Source organism: Variovorax sp. KK3 (genome assembly GCF_001984055.1).
Taxonomy (GTDB): Bacteria; Pseudomonadota; Gammaproteobacteria; order Burkholderiales; family Burkholderiaceae_C; genus Variovorax.
Genome location: NZ_LYVO01000058.1, coordinates 29,970 through 46,354, shown reverse-complemented (window position 1 = coordinate 46,354; position 16,385 = coordinate 29,970). Strand labels below are relative to the sequence as shown.

16 protein-coding genes and 1 pseudogene are annotated in these 16,385 nt (G+C 68.6%); 4 read left to right on the top strand and 13 right to left on the bottom strand.

Features of this window, described 5'->3' with window-relative positions; translation table 11 throughout:
• From B0W80_RS35130 to B0W80_RS23845, 9 genes and pseudogenes are all read right to left on the bottom strand, one after another.
• Nucleotides 1–132, bottom strand: a pseudogene (locus tag B0W80_RS35130) (electron transfer flavoprotein subunit beta/FixA family protein); the annotation flags it as partial.
• A gap of 41 nt (nucleotides 133–173) precedes the next feature.
• Nucleotides 174–479 (bottom strand): hypothetical protein, encoded by a 306-nt coding sequence (locus B0W80_RS23880; RefSeq protein ID WP_077001652.1) that lies wholly within the window; start codon nucleotides 477–479, stop codon nucleotides 174–176.
• Nucleotides 480–505: 26 nt separating this feature from the next.
• On the bottom strand, nucleotides 506–1,120 hold the full coding sequence (locus tag B0W80_RS23875; protein WP_077001651.1) for a glutathione S-transferase: 615 nt from the start codon (nucleotides 1,118–1,120) through the stop codon (nucleotides 506–508).
• 14 nt (nucleotides 1,121–1,134) lie between these two features.
• Nucleotides 1,135–2,376: a CaiB/BaiF CoA-transferase family protein gene (locus tag B0W80_RS23870; protein ID WP_077001650.1), complete on the bottom strand. Its 1,242-nt coding sequence runs from the start codon at nucleotides 2,374–2,376 to the stop codon at nucleotides 1,135–1,137.
• A gap of 45 nt (nucleotides 2,377–2,421) precedes the next feature.
• Nucleotides 2,422–3,204: an SDR family NAD(P)-dependent oxidoreductase gene (locus B0W80_RS23865; RefSeq protein ID WP_179107010.1), complete on the bottom strand. Its 783-nt coding sequence runs from the start codon at nucleotides 3,202–3,204 to the stop codon at nucleotides 2,422–2,424.
• Between the two features lie 11 nt (nucleotides 3,205–3,215).
• Nucleotides 3,216–4,064, bottom strand: a complete 849-nt coding sequence (locus B0W80_RS23860; protein ID WP_077001648.1) for an SDR family NAD(P)-dependent oxidoreductase — start codon at nucleotides 4,062–4,064, stop codon at nucleotides 3,216–3,218.
• A gap of 59 nt (nucleotides 4,065–4,123) precedes the next feature.
• On the bottom strand, nucleotides 4,124–5,257 hold the full coding sequence (locus B0W80_RS36420) for a flavin reductase (RefSeq protein WP_077001647.1): 1,134 nt from the start codon (nucleotides 5,255–5,257) through the stop codon (nucleotides 4,124–4,126).
• A 6-nt stretch (nucleotides 5,258–5,263) separates the two neighbouring features.
• Complete coding sequence (locus tag B0W80_RS23850) at nucleotides 5,264–6,418, bottom strand: LLM class flavin-dependent oxidoreductase (RefSeq protein WP_077001646.1); 1,155 nt, start codon at nucleotides 6,416–6,418, stop codon at nucleotides 5,264–5,266.
• 140 nt (nucleotides 6,419–6,558) lie between these two features.
• Complete coding sequence (locus B0W80_RS23845) at nucleotides 6,559–7,737, bottom strand: iron-containing alcohol dehydrogenase family protein (protein WP_077001645.1); 1,179 nt, start codon at nucleotides 7,735–7,737, stop codon at nucleotides 6,559–6,561.
• Nucleotides 7,738–7,828: 91 nt separating this feature from the next.
• Between B0W80_RS23845 and B0W80_RS23840 the strand changes: the two genes are divergently transcribed.
• Nucleotides 7,829–8,710, top strand: coding sequence for a GntR family transcriptional regulator (locus B0W80_RS23840; RefSeq protein ID WP_077001644.1), 882 nt, complete (start codon nucleotides 7,829–7,831; stop codon nucleotides 8,708–8,710).
• A 22-nt stretch (nucleotides 8,711–8,732) separates the two neighbouring features.
• Here B0W80_RS23840 and B0W80_RS23835 read toward each other — a convergent pair whose 3' ends face one another.
• Nucleotides 8,733–9,851, bottom strand: a complete 1,119-nt coding sequence (locus B0W80_RS23835; protein ID WP_256856671.1) for a nitronate monooxygenase family protein — start codon at nucleotides 9,849–9,851, stop codon at nucleotides 8,733–8,735.
• A 128-nt stretch (nucleotides 9,852–9,979) separates the two neighbouring features.
• On the opposite strand from B0W80_RS23835, the gene B0W80_RS23830 reads away from it, so the two are divergent.
• Nucleotides 9,980–11,206 carry a CaiB/BaiF CoA-transferase family protein gene (locus B0W80_RS23830; RefSeq protein ID WP_077001642.1) on the top strand — a complete coding sequence of 409 codons (1,227 nt, stop codon included), beginning with the start codon at nucleotides 9,980–9,982 and terminating at the stop codon, nucleotides 11,204–11,206.
• 20 nt (nucleotides 11,207–11,226) lie between these two features.
• Nucleotides 11,227–12,183: a tripartite tricarboxylate transporter substrate-binding protein gene (locus tag B0W80_RS23825; RefSeq protein WP_077001641.1), complete on the top strand. Its 957-nt coding sequence runs from the start codon at nucleotides 11,227–11,229 to the stop codon at nucleotides 12,181–12,183.
• 6 nt (nucleotides 12,184–12,189) lie between these two features.
• On the opposite strand, the gene B0W80_RS23820 is transcribed toward B0W80_RS23825, so the two are convergent.
• The 3 genes from B0W80_RS23820 to B0W80_RS23810 form a co-directional block, all read right to left on the bottom strand.
• Nucleotides 12,190–13,209 (bottom strand): NADP-dependent oxidoreductase, encoded by a 1,020-nt coding sequence (locus tag B0W80_RS23820; protein WP_077001640.1) that lies wholly within the window; start codon nucleotides 13,207–13,209, stop codon nucleotides 12,190–12,192.
• On the bottom strand, nucleotides 13,209–14,378 hold the full coding sequence (locus tag B0W80_RS23815; protein WP_083745580.1) for an acyl-CoA dehydrogenase family protein: 1,170 nt from the start codon (nucleotides 14,376–14,378) through the stop codon (nucleotides 13,209–13,211). Before B0W80_RS23815 ends, B0W80_RS23820 begins: the two co-directional genes overlap by 1 nt.
• A 116-nt stretch (nucleotides 14,379–14,494) precedes the next feature.
• The gene (locus tag B0W80_RS23810) at nucleotides 14,495–15,499 is read right to left on the bottom strand and encodes a tripartite tricarboxylate transporter substrate-binding protein (RefSeq protein WP_179107009.1); all 1,005 of its coding nucleotides are present in this window, start codon (nucleotides 15,497–15,499) and stop codon (nucleotides 14,495–14,497) included.
• A gap of 105 nt (nucleotides 15,500–15,604) precedes the next feature.
• Between B0W80_RS23810 and B0W80_RS35125 the strand changes: the two genes are divergently transcribed.
• Nucleotides 15,605–16,369 carry a GntR family transcriptional regulator gene (locus B0W80_RS35125; protein WP_179107008.1) on the top strand — a complete coding sequence of 255 codons (765 nt, stop codon included), beginning with the start codon at nucleotides 15,605–15,607 and terminating at the stop codon, nucleotides 16,367–16,369.
• Nucleotides 16,370–16,385 lie beyond the last annotated feature (16 nt).

Sequence of the window (16,385 nt, the reverse complement as noted above, 5' to 3'; positions counted from 1 at the left end):
TTCGACGGCGATCTCGTCGAAGGGGTTCATGCTCATCTTGACGTTGGCGATGTCCACGCCGGTGCCGTCGCTCTTGACGCGCACCTTGACGTTGTAGTCGACGACTCGTTTCACGGGAACCAGGATTTTCATAGCGGCGGCACTCTCTGTTCAGCGATGGAAAAGGTTGGGCATCAAGCCCGCTCCACATGCGCGCGGATGTCGCCCGTGGCATCGTCGATCCAGCCGTGGGACCGCGCCTTCGACACCATGGCGTCCAGGTTCTCCAGCCACTGCGGCGTCGCCAGCGCGCCCGCCAGCCCACGCAGCGCTTGCTGCGACACCCAGCACACCTGATCGCCTTCGAAGCGCGCCGTGCCATCGAAGTCCTGCATGACCTTGTCGTTCATGCTCGGCGCGGCGTGGATGACGACCTTGAAGGCCTTGAAGTCCTCGGGCCTCTGCAGCGACAGCGCGCCATCGGTCCAATGTATTTCCATGTCGATCCCGAAAGAGAAAAGAGAAATCAGGTGCGCGGTCGCGGCGCGGTGGCGTCGAACGACGGACGCAGTGCCACGCGGGCGTACCACTGCGCCAGCGCTGCATGCTCCGTGCGCCATGCCCGCTCGGGGAAGCGAAAGTCCAGGTAGCCCAAGGCGCAGGCGATGCTGATGATGCCGATGTCCCACCGCGTGTCGAACGACGGTGCGGCCCGCTCCAGCGCTTGCAGCACCGACGCGACCTTGGCCCATTGCGCGGCCTCCCAGCCAGTCCACCGGTACTCGGCCGGCCGTGCATTGGCTTCGTAGCGCATGAGGATCGCCGCGTCGAGCAGCCCATCGGCCAGCGACTGCCAGGCCAGTGCCTGCCAGCGCGCCGGCCCTTCCGCCGGGAAGATGCGGCCCTGGCCCAACCGGTCCAGGTACTCGCAGATCACGCGGCTGTCGCACAGCACGCTGCCGTCGTCGAGCACCAGCGCGGGCACCTGGCCCAGCGGGTTGAAGCCCACCAGATGCGCGTCGCGCTGCACCGGATGCGCGTTCTGCGACAGCCGTTCGACGCGATCGCCCAGCCCCAGCTCGTGGATGACGATGTTGACCTTGCGGACGAATGGCGAGCTCGTCGAATCGAACAGCTGCATGCCGCGTGCTCCGCTCAGATCGGCTCGGCTTCGTTTCGCGCAGGAGCGCGCGCATCGGCATGCGTCACGCCCTGGAAGGCCAGCGCCTCGATGTCGTCGTCCGAGTAACCGAGCTCGCGCAGGATCTCGGCGCTGTGCTCGCCGAGCGTCGGCGGCGGCCGGTAGTTCAACGGCGGTGTGCCGTGCCATTCGCTCGGCACCGCCGTCTCGCGGATCGCGCCGAGCGAGGGCACGTCCTGCTCGCGGAAGAAGCCGATGTCCTTGAGGTGCGGATCGTCGAGCAGCGTCTCGAAGGTGTGGACCGGAAACACCGGGATGTCCGCGGACTTCAGCAGCTCGCGCCATTGCGCGGTGGTCTTTGTCGCCAGGTGCTGCTCGACGAAGGCGTTGAGTTCGTCGGCATGCTGCGTGCGCGCCGTGATGTTGGCGAGCCGCGGGTCGGTGTCGTACATCTCGCCCATGCCCAGGATGTCGAGAAAGGCCTTCCAGTGGTGGTCCTGGTAGATGACGCAGCACACGTGCGCGTCCAGCGTGCGAAAGGGCCGGCGTGCCGACGACAGAAGGCGCGGGTAGCCGAAGTCGCCGCGCGCCGGCACGAACTTCTCGCCATAAAGATGGTCGCCCAGCACGTAGGGCACCATGGTCTCGAACATGGGCACGTCGACGCGCTGGCCGCGGCCCGTCTTCTCGCGGGCGTACAACGCCGAGGCGATCACGCCGAAGGCATAGAGGCCCACCGAGCGATCGGCCAGGTTGATCGGGATGAAGCGCGGCGTGCCGTCGACGCTGGGCGCCATCGCGCTCGGCATGGCGGTCGCGGCCTGGATCAGGTCGTCGAAAGCCGGCGACGGCGCGTAGCGGCCGCGCTGCGAAAAGCCGAACATGCCGACGTAGATGAGGCGCGGATTGAGCTGGCTCAGCGCCTCGTAGGTCAGGCCCAGGCGCTCCATCGCGGCCGGCCGCACGTTGTAGGTCAGCACGTCGGCCTCGGCCACGAGCTTGCGCAGCACCTCCACGCCTTCGGGCGTCTTGAGGTTCAGCACCAGGCTGCGCTTGTTGCGGTTCAGGCCCAGGTAGATGGGCCCCATGCGCTCGTCGCCGCCAGGGCCGATCTTGCGCGTCGCGTCGCCGGTCGGCGGTTCGATCTTCACCACGTCGGCGCCCAGGTCCGCGAGCATCTGGGTGGCGGAGGGGCCCATGAGCACCGCGGTGATGTCCACCACGCGCACGCCTGCCAGGGGTCCGGAGAATTCCATGAAGATCCTTGATGTGTGGATGCCGGCGCCGACGGCACCGGTTGTTCAGCGCATGTAGAGCCCGCCGTTCACGTCGATCGTGGCGCCGGTGACGAAGCCGGCGTCCACCGAGGCGAGCCAGGCCACCGCGGCCGCGATCTCGCCCGGCAGGCCGACGCGGGCCAGGGGAATGCCCTGCAGGTGCTCGTACTTTTCGCCGGCCCGTTCCACGGGCACGGTCGAGCGCAGCATCTGCGTGTCGATGGGGCCGGGCGCGATGGCGTTGACGGTGATGCCCTGGCTGGCGAGTTCGCGCGCGCACACCTTGGTCAGCGCGAGCACGGCGCCCTTCGATGCGCTGTACGCCGCACCGGCGGCCAGGCCGCCCTGCTGGCCGGCCAGCGACGCGATGGTGATGATGCGGCCATGCGGCACCGGCACGGTGGCGCGGCGCCGCGCCATTTCGCGGATGCACAGGAAGGTGCCGCGCGCATTGACGGCGTTGACGCCTTCCCACTCGTCCAGCGTGAGCTCGGTCAGCAGCACGCGGCCGGGCGCGGAGCGGGTGCTCAGGCGACCGGCGAAGCAGCCCAGCACGGCGACCGGGCCGAGTTCGCTCTCGACCTGCTCGAACACCGCGCGAACCGAGGCCTCGTCGGCGACGTCCATGCCGATGCCGCGGTGGCCGTCGCCCGGCAGCGCATCGGCCGCTTCGCCGGCGCGCTGCGCGTCGAGGTCGGCGATGACCACGGTGATGCCCTCGGCCGCGAAGCGTTCGGCCGTGGCCTGCGCGAGGCCGCCGGTGCCGCCTGTCAGCAGTGCGATGCGCCTGGAAATCTCGTTGGGCACGTGCGGCTCCTTCATGCGGCGGGCGGGCTGTCGGGGGGGCCGTACACGCCCTTCTCGAGCATCGCCTTGGAGCCGAGGTCGGCGCCGTGCCAGCGCGTGAAGTAGCCGGCGGTCAGCCCGCCATCCACCGCGAGCGTGGTGCCGTTGATGTACGAAGCGCCGTCGGACAGCAGGAACAAGGTGGCGTGCGCCTGCTCGTCGGCGCGCGAGAAGCGGCCCATCGGCACGCGGTCGACCATCGCGTTCTGCACGTGCTCGGGCGGCGCCACCTTGCGCAGCAGCGGCGTATCGACCACGCCGGGCGCGACCGCATTGACGCGCACGCCGCGGCGGCCCCATTCGATCGCCAGCGAGCGGGTGAGGCCGACCACGCCGTGCTTGGACGCCGCATAGTGCGCGCGCCCCGCATGGCCGCCCAGCGCGTCGGTCGATGCGATGGTCACGATCGCGCCGCGGCCGCGTGCCAGCATGCGCTGGCCCACCGCACGGGCGCTGTAGAACACGCCGCTGAGGTTGATGTCGATCACCAGGTCCCAGGTCTCGTCGGCCATCAGCTCGGCGGGTTCGGGGCGCGAGACGCCGGCGCATGCGGCGAGGCCTTCGATGGGGCCGAAGTCGCGTTCGATGGCGTCGACGGCGTTCTGGCAGGCGGCCTGGTCGCGCACGTCGACGGCATGCGCCACGACCGCGGCATCGGGCAGGGCCTTGAGTTCGGTCAGCGCCGAATCGATCTGCTGCGTGGAGCTGTCGAGCAGGGCGACGCGCGCGCCCTGCCGAAGCGCCTCGCGCGCCACCGCCAGGCCGATGCCTGAAGCGCCACCGGTCACCGCGATGACGCGGCCTGCGAGCCCATAGTTCATGTGTGTTCCTTCGATCGGGGATGGAGGGTTGTGCCCGGAGGGGACGTGGATCGGCGTGCTCACCGATGCCGCTGGTACTCGGCCTTGTAGCCAAGGCGCATCGAAAGGCCCGCGGCCACCGAGCGCAGCCGTTCGATCGCACCGTCGTCGACACGAAACTCCTTCGTGTCGCCGAGCATCGCGATGGCCAGCACGATGTCGCCCTTGGCGTCGAACACCGGTGCGGCCACGGCCGTCACCGGGTGCTCGTTGACGCCCGGCGTCATGGCGTTGGTGACGGTGCCGAGTCCGCGCGCGCGGACTTCGCGCAGGTATTTCTCGACGTCGTCGCGGGTGCGGAAGCGCCGCCCGTCCTCCGGGCCTTCCGTTCGCTTCTGCTGTTCGAGTTCCTGGTCGAGCAGCGGACCGGTGACCTCGCGCGGCGCGAAGGCCGCGAACAGGGCGCCGGTGGACGAGCCGAGCAGAGACACCACCAGCCCGCAGCGCACGCTGGTGCGCAGCGGCCGGCTCGACTCGCGCCACCAGATCATGGTGGGACCCATGTTGCCCCACACCGAGATGCCGACCGTGCGATCGGTCTCGCGGCCCAGTTCGTCCGTGAGCGGCCGGGCCGCATGGATGGCCGACAGCGTGGCGACGTTGGCCTGGTCCGCATCGCCCGGCGACACCGGTTCGTGCGCATGCACCACCTGGTACTTGCCGCTGCGGAAGGCGAGTGGCTGCCGGCCGCTGTTGCGGATGCGGAGCACGCGGCCGAGGAACACCACGTGGTCGCCGCCCGGGTACGTGGCCTCGCGCCGGCATTCGAGCTGCGCGACGCAGCCGTCGAGCAGTGGAATGCCGTTGGCGCTGGTCGTGTGCGACACACCCTCGAACTGCTCGACGTTCGACTTCGCGAACCGCTGCGACAGGCCGATCTGGTCTTCGGCCAGGATGTTGACCACGAAGTGGTCGGCGGTGCTGTAGATCGGAAAGCTCGACGCGTTGAGCCGCAAGCTCCAGAGGATGAGCGGCGGGTCGAGCGACACCGAGCTGAAGGAGTTGGCCGTCATGCCGTAGCGGCGACCGTCCGGCCCCACGGTCGTGATGACGGTGACGCCCGTGATGAACTCGCCGAGGCAGCGGCGGAAGTCGACCGAGCTGAACTCGGTGACCGTGCTTCCCGCGGCCCCGGTGCCTGCAAGCTCGTTCATCGACGCTCAGCCCACCTTGCGCGGGGCCGCCTCGTGCTGGGCGAAGGCCTTGTCGGCCGCACCGCGACGCAGCGCCTTGAATTCCTCGACCCGCTCGGCCATCACGTTGTAGGTGGCGATGCGGTTGGCATTGGTGCCGTTGAAATGCGGGATGACGTAGCGCGCATAGAGCTCGAAGGACTTCATGGTCTGGTCCCAGTCGGCCCAGTCCACGTGCTGCGCGAGGAACACGCCGAACTGGCCCTGCTTGGCGCGCAGCCGCTCGATCATGGCGATGGCGTCTTCGGGCGTGCCGATGACGGCACGGCCCGAGTCGATCAGCACGTCGACCGGATCGCGGCCGTCCTTGGGGAACGGGTTGGGCGCGGCCATGTCGTAGTAGCGCACCCAGCGGTCGAGGCCATGGCGCACGTTCTCGCGCGCCTTCTCGCGGGTTTCGGCGATATGCATTGGGGCGACCAGCCGCAGCTTGGACGGGTCCATCGTGTTGCCGTATTGCGCGGCGACCTCGTTGGCGATCTTCCAGTTGCTGGCCAGCACGTCGAAGGCGCCGACCTGCGACGCGGCGACGCACAGCATCGACATGCCGAACTTGCCCGCGGCGCGACCGCCCGAAGGCGTGCCGGCACTGGCGACCGCCATCTCGAGCGGCTGCGAGTAGGGCAGCAGATGGGCGCGCGCCTCGACCAGGTTGAACCACTCGGTCTTGGCCGTGACGGTCTCGCCGCGCAGCAGCCGCACGATGACGTCCATGGCTTCGAGCAGCATGTCGCGCGTCTTGTCGGGGTCGATGCCCATCATCAGCGCGTCGGACATCAACAGCCCCGGGCCGAAGCCGAAGGACACGCGGCCCATGGTCTGATGGTCGAGCTGCGCCATGCGGTTGGCCACGATCAGCGGGTTGTGATACGGCAGCGTCATCACGCCGGTGCCGAAGCGGATGCGTCGCGTCACTTCGGCGGCGGCGGCGATGAAGAGGTCCGGCGACGCGATGATCTCGTAGCCGCCCGAGTGATGCTCGCCCACCCACAGCTCGGCGAACCCCAGCTTGTCCAGGTGCTGTGCGAGCTCGATGTCGCGGCGCAGCCAGGTGGTCGGGCTTTCCTCGTTCGGATGGTAGGGAGCGAGAAATACGCCGTGCTGGAGTGGAATCTGTGACATCGGGTCTCCTGTCTGGTCTTCGGAATGAGGGTGGCTGAAGGCAAGGGGCTCGCCAGGGCTTGATTCGACTATGGTCTTAAAGAACTGTCAATAGTACTTGTAGGAGTTTGAGCGATGCATGCTGGTCGCGCGGCACAGGCTCACCAGGCTGCATCGAGCAGTGCGTGCAGCTGTGCATCGCTTTCCACGCGCCTTGGATTGCGCCGCAGGAAGTGGTCTGCGCCTGCGTCTTTCACGACCACGTCGAAGTCCTCGCGTCGAAGGCCCGTGTCTCGCAGGCCTGCAGGCAGTCCGAGACCACGGAGCAGGTTGTCGAGCGCGTCGATCGCAGGGTGCGAATGCTGTGCATCGCCTGCGTCGGCCGCCGCATCGGCGCCTGGCAGACTGGCCCGCAGCTTCCAGAGGCGCTCGCGCGTCGCCGGCAGGTTGAAGCGCAGCGTGTGCGGCAGAACGATCGCGTTGACGATGCCGTTGGGCACGTGGCTGCGATGCCCGATCGCATGGCCCAGCACGGAGGCGAGGCCGCCGCCGGCCTGGTCAGTGCCCCGCCCGCACATGACAGCCGCGAGCACCAGCTGCGCGCGCCGCTGCGGGTCCTGCGCGCCATCGCCTTCGGGCGGCAGGTGCTGCGCCAGCAAGCGCAGCGCGTGGATCAGCAGCGCGTCGGACAAGGGGTCACTGCTCTCCGACTCCAGCCCTTCGACCGCCATCGCCAGTGCGTTCAGCGCGGCAGCGCGAACCAGCGGCTCGGAGGCCGTTGCGAGCAGCGCGTGGTCGATGACGACGGCCTTGGCGCGGGTCTTCGGGTCGAACAGCGCCAGGCGCTCGCCGTCGCCGCCGTGCACCGCACTGCCGGCCTTGACGCAGGCCGTGGTGGGCGTGGTCGGCAGGACGAACTGAGGCAGCTTCGGCTTCTCCAGCCGCGGGCTGTGCGTGCGCCCTCCGCTCGCGATGCGGCTCGCCAGGTCTTCCACGCGGCCGCCTTCGGCCGCGAGGATGCCGGCTGCACGCGCCGTCACGATGGCCGAGCCACCGCCCAGTGCCACGACCGCATCGGCTTGCGTGTCGGCCAGGCAGGCGGCGCCCTCCTCCACGCTGCCGACCGGGCTGTGACCCTGCACGCCGCGGTAGGCGCCCGCCATGCGCTCGCCCAGCACCTTCGCGACGAGGTCCAGCGCGCCGCCCGGCCGGCTCAGGGTGGTGCCGCAGAAGACGACGGCCCGGCGGCAGCCCAGGCGATCGAGTTCGCGGGGCAGCGCCGCCAGGGCATCGTCTCCGCAGTGGAGCCGCAGCTCGGCGCTGTGATGCTGGAACGTCATGCTGTTGTTGTGTTGGGGGTACTGATAGGAGATCGAAGTCTAGGCTAGTGCTATAAGCATGTCATTAGTCTTTCTTTTTCAGGAGACCTGGATGACGCTCGCCGCCGCCGATATCCCGCGCACGATGAACCATGCGCCGTTGCGAGCCGGCCCGATCACGCTGTATGCCCAGCTCGCGAGCATCCTGCGCGACCGCATCGTGACCGGGGTCTGGAAGCCGGGCGACGAGATCCCCACGCTCGAACAGCTGGTGGAGGAGTTCGCCGTGGCGCGCGTCACGGTGCGCCAGGCGGTGCAGATCCTCGTGGAAGAAGGCCTGCTGTCGAGCCAGCGTGGCCGCAGGACTTGCGTGACCTTCGACCCCGCGACCGTCGACGCACCGCTGTTCTCTTCCACCCGTTCGACCGATGCCGACGGCGACGTCGACGCCGACAGCAGCAGCTATTCGATCGAGGTGCTGTCGCACCAGGCGTTCGACCAGCTGCCGCCGCAATTCGCCGGGCTCGGCACGCCGGCCGGCAAGTACGTTCGCATCCGCAAGGTCGACGGGCTGAACGGCGTGCCCTACACCGTGTCCGACAACTACGTGGCCCTGTCGCTGTACCAGCGCTTTCCGAAGGACGCCGAGCGCCGCATCAAGCTGAGCCGGCTGGTGCGCGACAACGCACGGCCGCCGCTGCGCTCGGCGATCGAGCGCACCTCGATCTCGGTGGCGACCTACGAGGACGCGACCCTGCTGCAGATTCCGGTGGGCAGCCCGGTCGCACACGTCACGCGCGCCTTCTTCGCCGCCGATCGGCTGCTGGTGTACCTGGGTGCGCTGGTGTACCGGGGCGACCGCTTCGTGGTCGAGCGCGACGTCAGCTACGCATTGGCCGTGTCGCCGGGGACGCCGCGCCAGGCCGGCGATCCGAGGCCCCTGCTGCACGCGGCGCCTTCGGCCTATCCGCCGAATGGCGGCAAGGGGAACTGAGGCGCCGGGAGCAACGGACGCCTCAGACCAGGCCCGATCGTTCGCCCATGCCTTCCATCGTGTCGGCGAACTCGGCGAGGATGTCGTAGATCACCTGGCGCACCGAGCTTTCCTGGTTGATCGTGCCCACGATCTGCCCCACCGGGCAGGTCATGTAGTCGAGCGCACGCGCGCGGTCGATGCGCAGGCGCGCCTCGACGTTCAGCACGCTCTGCCAGGGCATGGGCAGCGGCTTGGGCGCATCGGGCTGCACCCAGGCCTCGGTGTACTTGCTGCGCAGCATGCGGCCGGGCTTGCCGGTCTTGGAGCGCGTCTGCACGGCGTCGCCCGACTTGGCCTTGAACAGCAGCTGCTTCATCTCGTCGGTCAGGTCGCTCTCGCGCGTGCCGTGCCAGATAGAGCCGCACCAGATGCCTTGCGCGCCCAGCGCGAAGGCCGCGACCATCTGGCGCCCGCGGCCGATGCCGCCCGCCGCCAGCACGGGCATGGGCGCGACCGCATCCACCACTTCGGGCCACAGCACCATCGAGCTCACCACGCCGGTGTGGCCTGCCGCCTCGGTGCCTTGCGCGATCACCAGGTCGAGGCCGGCCTCCTTGTGCTTGAGCGCGTGCTCGACCTTGCCGGTCATGGCGCCGACCTTGATGCCCTGGGCATGCAGCCGTTCCAGGATCGGCCGCGGCGGCGAGCCGAGTGCGCTGACCACCAGCTTCACATTGGGATGGCGCAACGCGACGTCGAGCAGCTCGTTGGCGAACTCGGGCGTCATGTGAAGCCGGCCCAGCTCGGCCTTCATGAGTTCGTCGCGCTCCGCGGCCGGCAGCTGGGGAATGCCGGCGGCGTCGAGCAGCTCGCGCTGCCACTTCACGTGCTCCGGCGACAGGCGCGCCGGGTCGAGCGTCGTTTCGCCGACGGTTTCGTACTTCTGCGGAAGCAGCAGGTTGACGCCGTAGGGCTTGTCGCCCACCTGCTCGTCGATCCACTTGAGCTCCCACTCGAGTTCCTCGGGGGTGTAGTAGGCGGTGCCCAGGCAGCCCAGGCCGCCTGCCCTCGTGATCTCGGCCACGACGTTGCGGCAGTGGGAGAAGCCGAAGACCGGAATCTCGATGTTGAACATGCTGCACATGGCGTTCTGGGTCACTTTGGCTCCTTCGTGTGGCAGGCGCAGCACCGCGATGCGCGGTCCGCTCGGGTTGGGCGAGAACTACTCGTCCGAAAGTCCTGATAATGGTACATTAAGCAGACTACATTGAGAATACGACTTTCAAAATGCCGCACGCCAAGCCATCCACCGGGCCGCTTTCGGGCCTGAAGATCGTCGACCTCACCGCCGTGCTGATGGGGCCGTCGGCCACGCAGATGCTGGCGGACCTAGGTGCGGACGTGATCAAGGTCGAGACCGGCGTCGGCGACGCCACCCGCAAGATCGGCCCGCAGGGCGACGTCGGCATGGGCCCCGTGTTCCTCGCGACCAACCGCAACAAGCGCAGCATCGTGCTCGACCTCGCCAAGCCCGCCGGCCGCGAGGCCTTCCTGCGCCTGGTGAAGGACGCGGACGTGCTCACGACCAACGTGCGGCCCGACGGCATGAAGCGGCTGCGCCTGACCTACGAGGACGTGGCCGAGGTCAACGAGCGCATCGTCTACGTGAGCATGGTGGGCTTTTCGCAGCGCGGGCGCTATGCGCGCTCGCCCGCCTTCGACGATCTGATCCAGGCCGCGACGGCGGTGCCGTGGGCCGTGGCCGCCAACACCGACGACGCGCCGCACTACGTGCCCGTGAACATCGCCGATCGATCGGTCGGCCTGTACGCCTTCGGCATCGTGCTGGCGGCGCTCTACAGCCGCGACCGCACGGGCAAGGGCCAGCGAGTCGACGTGCCCATGTTCGAGACCATGGTGCCCTATGTGCTCGGCGACCATCTGTACGGCCAGAAGTTCGTGCCGGCCCAGGGCGAGTTCGGCTACCCGCGGTTGCTGGCCAAGGCGCGGCAGCCCTATCGCACCAAGGACGCCTGGGTCTGCTGCGCGATCTACCACGACCACCACTGGAAGGCCTTTCTCGAAGTGGTGGGCATGGGCCACCTGTGGGGCACCGATCCGCGCCTGACCACCATGACCACGCGCACCGCGCACAGCGAGGAACTCAACGCCTTCGTGCGCGACCAGCTCGTGCTGCGCACCACGGCGCAGTGGCAGGAAGCGCTGGCCGAGGCGGACATTCCGGTGTTCCCGATGAACACCTTCCAGAGCCTGCTGGACGACCCGCACCTGCGCGACATCGGCTTCTTCTCGGAGTCGGACCATCCGCACGTCGGCACGATCCGCGAGATGGCGGTGCCCAGCGAATGGCACGGCACGCCGCCTGGCAACTACCGCGCGCCGCCCCTGCTGGGCGAGCAGAGCGCCGAGATCCTCGGCGAGATCGGCTACAGCGAAGCCGAGATCGCGCAGCTGATGAAAGACGGCATCTCGCGTCGGCCTGCCAAGGGCTGACGCCACTTCAAGGAAACGCCATGACATGCAATCGCCGAATCGCCACCGTCGCCCTGCTCGCCGGCCTGGGTGCGGCCGGTGCCCGCGCCCAGCAGGTCACGAAGTTCGTCACCGGCAGCGCGCCCGGCGGCGGCACCGACGTGCTCACGCGCTTGCTGGCCGAGCAGATGGGCCACGTGCTGGGCCGCACCATCATCGTGGAGAACAAGCCCGGCGCCTCGTACAACATCGCCGCGGACTTCGTGGCCAAGTCGGCACCCGACGGCCAGACGGCGCTGGTCACCTTCAACGTGCATCCGATCGCAGGCGCACTGCATCCGCAACTGCCCTTCGATCCGGTGACCAGCTTCCAGGCCGTGGGCATGGTCGCCACCACGCCCTATGCGCTGGTGGCGACGCCTTCGCTGCCGGGAGCCAATCTCAAAGAGGTGCTGACGCTGGCGAAGTCGCAGAACCGGTCGCTCTCGTTCGCGTCCATCGGCATCGGCACGCCGCAGCACCTGATGCTGGAACGGCTCAAGCAGCAGACCGGCGTCGACATCCGCATGGCCCATTACAAGACCGCATCGGTCGGGCAGACCGACGTGGCAGCGGGGCACGTCGACTTCACGCTGTCGACCATCGCGTTCTGCGAGCCGCTGGTGCGTGCCGGGCGCATGAAGGTGCTGGCCGTCACCAGCCCGCAGCGGCTGCCGCAGATGCCGGATGCGCCGACCATCGACGAACTGGGCTACCGGGGATTCGTCACCGACGGGTGGTACGCGATGCTGCTGCCCGCACGCACCCCGGCGGCCACGGTCAAGCTGTACAACGACGCGCTCAACCGGGTGCTGGCCGACCCCGCGGTGCTGCAGAAGTTCAAGGCCGCCAACCTGGTGGCCACGCCGGGCACGCCCGAGGTGCTCGAACGGCAGATGCGCGAAGACGCGGCCATGTGGAAGAAGGTCATCACCGAGCAGGGCATCAAGCCGGAGTGAGCTGCGTCAAGCCGCCGACGCATGGTCCGGGGCGAGCGAGACCAGCACCTTTCCCCGGTTATGGCCTAGCAGCATGCCGATGAAAGCGGCGGGCGCGCTGGCGAGGCCCTGACTCACGTCCTCGCGCATGCGGATGCGGCCCTCGGCCCACCAGCGCGCCATGTCGCGTTCGAAGGCGGGCCGCAGGTCGAGGTGGTCGGACGTGATGTAGCCGCGGATCTGCAGGCGCTGCGTGAGCAGGCGGTACCAGCCGGGGCCGGTGGCTTCGGGTGCGTTGTATTCGGAAATGAGGCCGCACACGACGATGCGGCCGCCGCGCGCCATCAGCCGCCACACCGCGTCGCGCGACGCACCGCCCGCGTTCTCGAAGCTCACGTCGATGCCGTCGGGGCAGGCGCGTGCCAGGGCTTGCGGTAGCCCGGGGTCGCGGTGGTCCACGCAGGCGTCGAAGCCGAACTCGTCGACAGCGGCTCGGCATTTGTCCTCACCTCCGGCGATGCCGACGACACGGCAGCCCTGGATGCGCGCGACTTGTCCCACCACAGAGCCCACGGCACCGGCCGCGGCGCTGACCACGACCGTCTCGCCGCTCTTGGGCCGCCCGTGTTCGAGCAGGCCGATGTAGGCCGCGAGGCCCGACGTGCCCAACGGCCCCAGCCACGCCGGCGGCGGCGCGAGCTGCGGATCGATCTTGACGAGGTCGCCGCCGCGCAGCGCCGAGAAGCATTGCCATCCGCCACGCATGGCCATGGCCATGTCGCCCACCTTGAAATCGGGATGGCGGCTTTCCAGTACCGTTCCGATGGCCTGGCCGTAGACCACGTCGCCCAATGCCATCGGTGCGCTGTACGACCCCGCTTCGTCCATGCGCAGCCGCGCGGCCGGCGCCAGGCCGAGCCAGTCGTGGCGCATCAGCACTTCGCCGTCGGCCGGTGCGGGCATCGGCGCTTCGGCGAGCCGGAAGTCTTCGTGCCGGGGCAGGCCTCGCGGCCGCGCCGCGAGCACGATCTGTCGATTGGCCCGCATCAGTAGGACTTGGGCAGGCCCAGCTCACGCTCCGCGATGAAGCACAGGATCATCTCGCGGCTGACCGGCGCGATGCGCGGCAGGATGGTCTCGCGCAGGTAGCGCTCGACGTGGAATTCCTTGGCATAGCCGAAGCCGCCGTGGGTGCGCACCGCCCGGTCGCAGGCGTCGAAGGAGGCTTCGGCGGCGAGGTACTTCGCGGTGTTCGCCTCGGCGCCGCAGGGCTGGCCCGAATCGTAGAGCGTGGCGGCGTGCCAGGTCATGAGGTCGGCCGCCTCGAGCGCCATCCAGCTTTCCGCGAGCGGGTGCTGGATCGACTGGTTCTTGCCGATGGGCCGGCCGAACACGACGCGTTCCTTCGCGTACTCGGCCGCCTTGCGCAAGGCCCGCCGGCCCAGCCCCACCACTTCGGCAGCGATGATGATGCGCTCGGGGTTCAGGCTGTCGAGCAGCACCTTGAAGCCCTTGCCTTCCTCGCCGATGCGGTCTTCGACCGGCACCTCGAGGCCTTCGATGTAGATGGAGTTCGAATCGACCGCGGCGCGGCCGAGCTTCTCGATCTCCTGCACCTGGATCGCCTTGCGATCGAAGTCGGTGCAGAAGAGTGTCATACCGTCGGTGGGCCGCGCGCATTCCTCCAGCGGTGTGGTGCGGGCCAGCAGCATGATCTTGTTGACGACCTGCGCGGTCGAGGTCCACACCTTCTGGCCGTTGACGATGTAGCGGTCGCCCTTGCGCACGGCGCGCGTGGTGATGGCGGTGGTGTTGAGGCCCGCGTCGGGCTCGGTGACGCCGAAGCAGGCCTGGTCCTGGCCGGTGGCGAGCCGCGGCAGGATGCGCTGCTTCTGCTCGGCGGTGCCGTGCACGGTGACGGCATGCGGGCCGAACACGCCGGCCTGGATGGTCGAGCAGGCGGCGATCGCACCACCCGAGCCGCCGATCACCTGCATCAGCAAGGCGGCCTCGGTCACGCCGAGGCCGGCGCCGCCGTACTCCTCGGGGATCGTGATGCCGAGCCAGCCGGCTTCCTTGGCGGCGTTGTGGTAGGCCACCGGCCACTCGTGCTTGAGGTCGCGTTCGAGCCAGTACGCATCGTCGAATCGATCGCAGATCTTCTTGGCGGAGTCATGAATCTGTTGACGCAAGGGCGTCATGACCAATCCGGGCATCGCGGGTTCTCCTGCAGGTTTGACTGTCCTGAGGATAGAGTAAGCCTAAAGACCAGTCAACCGGCTTTATTCGACGGGCGGCCGCTTCGAGTGCCCTTGTGCGAGGGCAATGCAGATCACTCGGGCGTGATGTTCAGCTCCTTGATCAGCCGGGTCCAGATCTTCGCGTCGGCCTGCATCTGCCGGTCGAGCACCCCGGGTGCGCCAGGGGTCGGCGTGATGCCTTGCGCCTCGAAGCGGTCTTTGAACGGCGCATTGCTCAGGGCCGTGTTGAGCGCATCGTTGTAGCGCTGCACGACGGCATCGGGCGTCGCCGCCGGTAGCAGCAGCGCGAACCAGCCGACCGACACGAAGCCGCGAATGCCTGCCTCGGTCACGGTGGGCACTTGCGGCAGCTCGGGCAGGCGCTTGTCGCTGGTCACGGCCAGCGCCTTGACGCGGCCGGCCTTGAGCTGCGGCAGGGCCAGGCTCGGCGTGGCCAGGGCCATGTTCACGTGCCCGGCGATCACGTCGTTGGCGGCCAGCGCGCCGCCCTTGTAATGAACCATGGTGATGTCCACGCCCGATTCCTTGCGCAGGCGCTCCATGGTCAGGTGCTGCGGCGACCCCGCGCCCGTGGAGCCGAAGGTCAACGGCTTCCCGACGGCCTTGGCCTGCGCCAGCGCTTCGCCGAGATCGCGCCCCGGTAGTGTCGGCGTGGCCACCAGCACGTAGGGCGTGGTGCCGACCATGCCGACCGATCGGAAGTCCTTGATCGGGTCGAAAGGCAGGTGAGGAAACAGTGCGCCGACGGCCGGATGCGCGTTGTAGATCAGGAGCAGCTGGTTGCCGTCCGGTGGCGACTTGGCGACCAGGTCGGCCGCGATGTTGCTCGACGCGCCCGGCTTGTTGTCGACGATGAAATGGCGGCCCAGGGTGCGCGTGAAGCTCTCGGCCAGCAAGCGCGCGACGGTGTCGGAGCTGGCGCCGGCCGCGCTGCCGACGACGATGCGCGCGACGCGGGCGCCGGGGTCTTGTGCCCATGCAGGCATGGCGGCCAGCGCGAGCATGGCGACGGTGGACGCGAATGCAGACGCGAGTGCGGAGCGGCGAAGAGCGAAGGCGTCGCGATGTCGATTCATGGCCTGCAATCTAGTCGATCCCAAGGTACCGTCAATGGGCCTTGGCCGGATTGCAGGCGGGCTGCGAAGCTGGCAAGGATGCATGTCCCCTCTAGAATCCGACCCATGCCGGCATCCCCCCATCAGACTCCCTCCTATCGTCTCGAGCCCGGGCCGGTGACGCTCTATGCGCAGCTTGCGGGCATCCTGCGCGAGCGCGTGAAAAGCGGGGCCTGGCCCAATGGCGAGGAGATTCCCACGCTCGAGGAACTGGCCGCCGACTTCAACGTGGCGCGCGTCACCGTTCGCCAGGCGATGCAGATCCTCATGAAGGAAGGGCTGGTGTCCAGCCAGCGTGGCCGCCGCACCCACGTGACCTACACGCCGGCCGAAGACAAGAACCCGCTGTTCCTGTCGATCAACATGGTGTCGTCGGTCACGCCGCAGTACGAGATCACCATCATCAGCCGCGACGAGGTGCCCGAGACCTACCTGGGCGACCCCTACCTGGGCAAGGCACGCGGCGCCTACATGCGCGTGCGCAAGATCGACTTCGAAAGCGGCGAGCCCTACTCGGCGTCGACCCATTTCATTTCGCTGCCGATCTACAAGCGCTTCGGCAAGGTGGGCGAAGAGCAGGTGAAGATCGCGCGCCTGGTGCGCGACAAGTCGCGCGGCGCGCTGCACCGCTGCCATGAACGCGTCACCGTGGGCGCGGCCGATCTCGACGAGTCGCAATTCCTCAAGTGCCCGCTGTCGGCGCCCGTCGCGCGCATCCGGCGCGTGTTCCTCGACGCCAAGGGCGACATCCTCTACTACGCGCTGCTGACCTTCCGCAGCGACCGCTTCGGCATCGAGCGGGACACCACCGAGATGATCAAGGCCGGCTGAGCGCCGCCGAACGACT

Coding starts and splice junctions, on each gene's coding strand:
- B0W80_RS23860 (WP_077001648.1), bottom strand. CDS start 4,064: ATGAACTATGGGCTCGCAGGCCGCGTCATCGCGGTGACCGGTGGCGCT.
- B0W80_RS23845 (WP_077001645.1), bottom strand. CDS start 7,737: ATGACGTTCCAGCATCACAGCGCCGAGCTGCGGCTCCACTGCGGAGAC.
- B0W80_RS23870 (WP_077001650.1), bottom strand. CDS start 2,376: ATGGAATTCTCCGGACCCCTGGCAGGCGTGCGCGTGGTGGACATCACC.
- B0W80_RS23810 (WP_179107009.1), bottom strand. CDS start 15,499: ATGAATCGACATCGCGACGCCTTCGCTCTTCGCCGCTCCGCACTCGCG.
- B0W80_RS23815 (WP_083745580.1), bottom strand. CDS start 14,378: ATGCCCGGATTGGTCATGACGCCCTTGCGTCAACAGATTCATGACTCC.
- B0W80_RS23840 (WP_077001644.1), top strand. CDS start 7,829: ATGACGCTCGCCGCCGCCGATATCCCGCGCACGATGAACCATGCGCCG.
- B0W80_RS23850 (WP_077001646.1), bottom strand. CDS start 6,418: ATGTCACAGATTCCACTCCAGCACGGCGTATTTCTCGCTCCCTACCAT.
- B0W80_RS23825 (WP_077001641.1), top strand. CDS start 11,227: ATGACATGCAATCGCCGAATCGCCACCGTCGCCCTGCTCGCCGGCCTG.
- B0W80_RS23880 (WP_077001652.1), bottom strand. CDS start 479: ATGGAAATACATTGGACCGATGGCGCGCTGTCGCTGCAGAGGCCCGAG.
- B0W80_RS23820 (WP_077001640.1), bottom strand. CDS start 13,209: ATGCGGGCCAATCGACAGATCGTGCTCGCGGCGCGGCCGCGAGGCCTG.
- B0W80_RS23875 (WP_077001651.1), bottom strand. CDS start 1,120: ATGCAGCTGTTCGATTCGACGAGCTCGCCATTCGTCCGCAAGGTCAAC.
- B0W80_RS36420 (WP_077001647.1), bottom strand. CDS start 5,257: ATGAACGAGCTTGCAGGCACCGGGGCCGCGGGAAGCACGGTCACCGAG.
- B0W80_RS23830 (WP_077001642.1), top strand. CDS start 9,980: ATGCCGCACGCCAAGCCATCCACCGGGCCGCTTTCGGGCCTGAAGATC.
- B0W80_RS35125 (WP_179107008.1), top strand. CDS start 15,605: ATGCCGGCATCCCCCCATCAGACTCCCTCCTATCGTCTCGAGCCCGGG.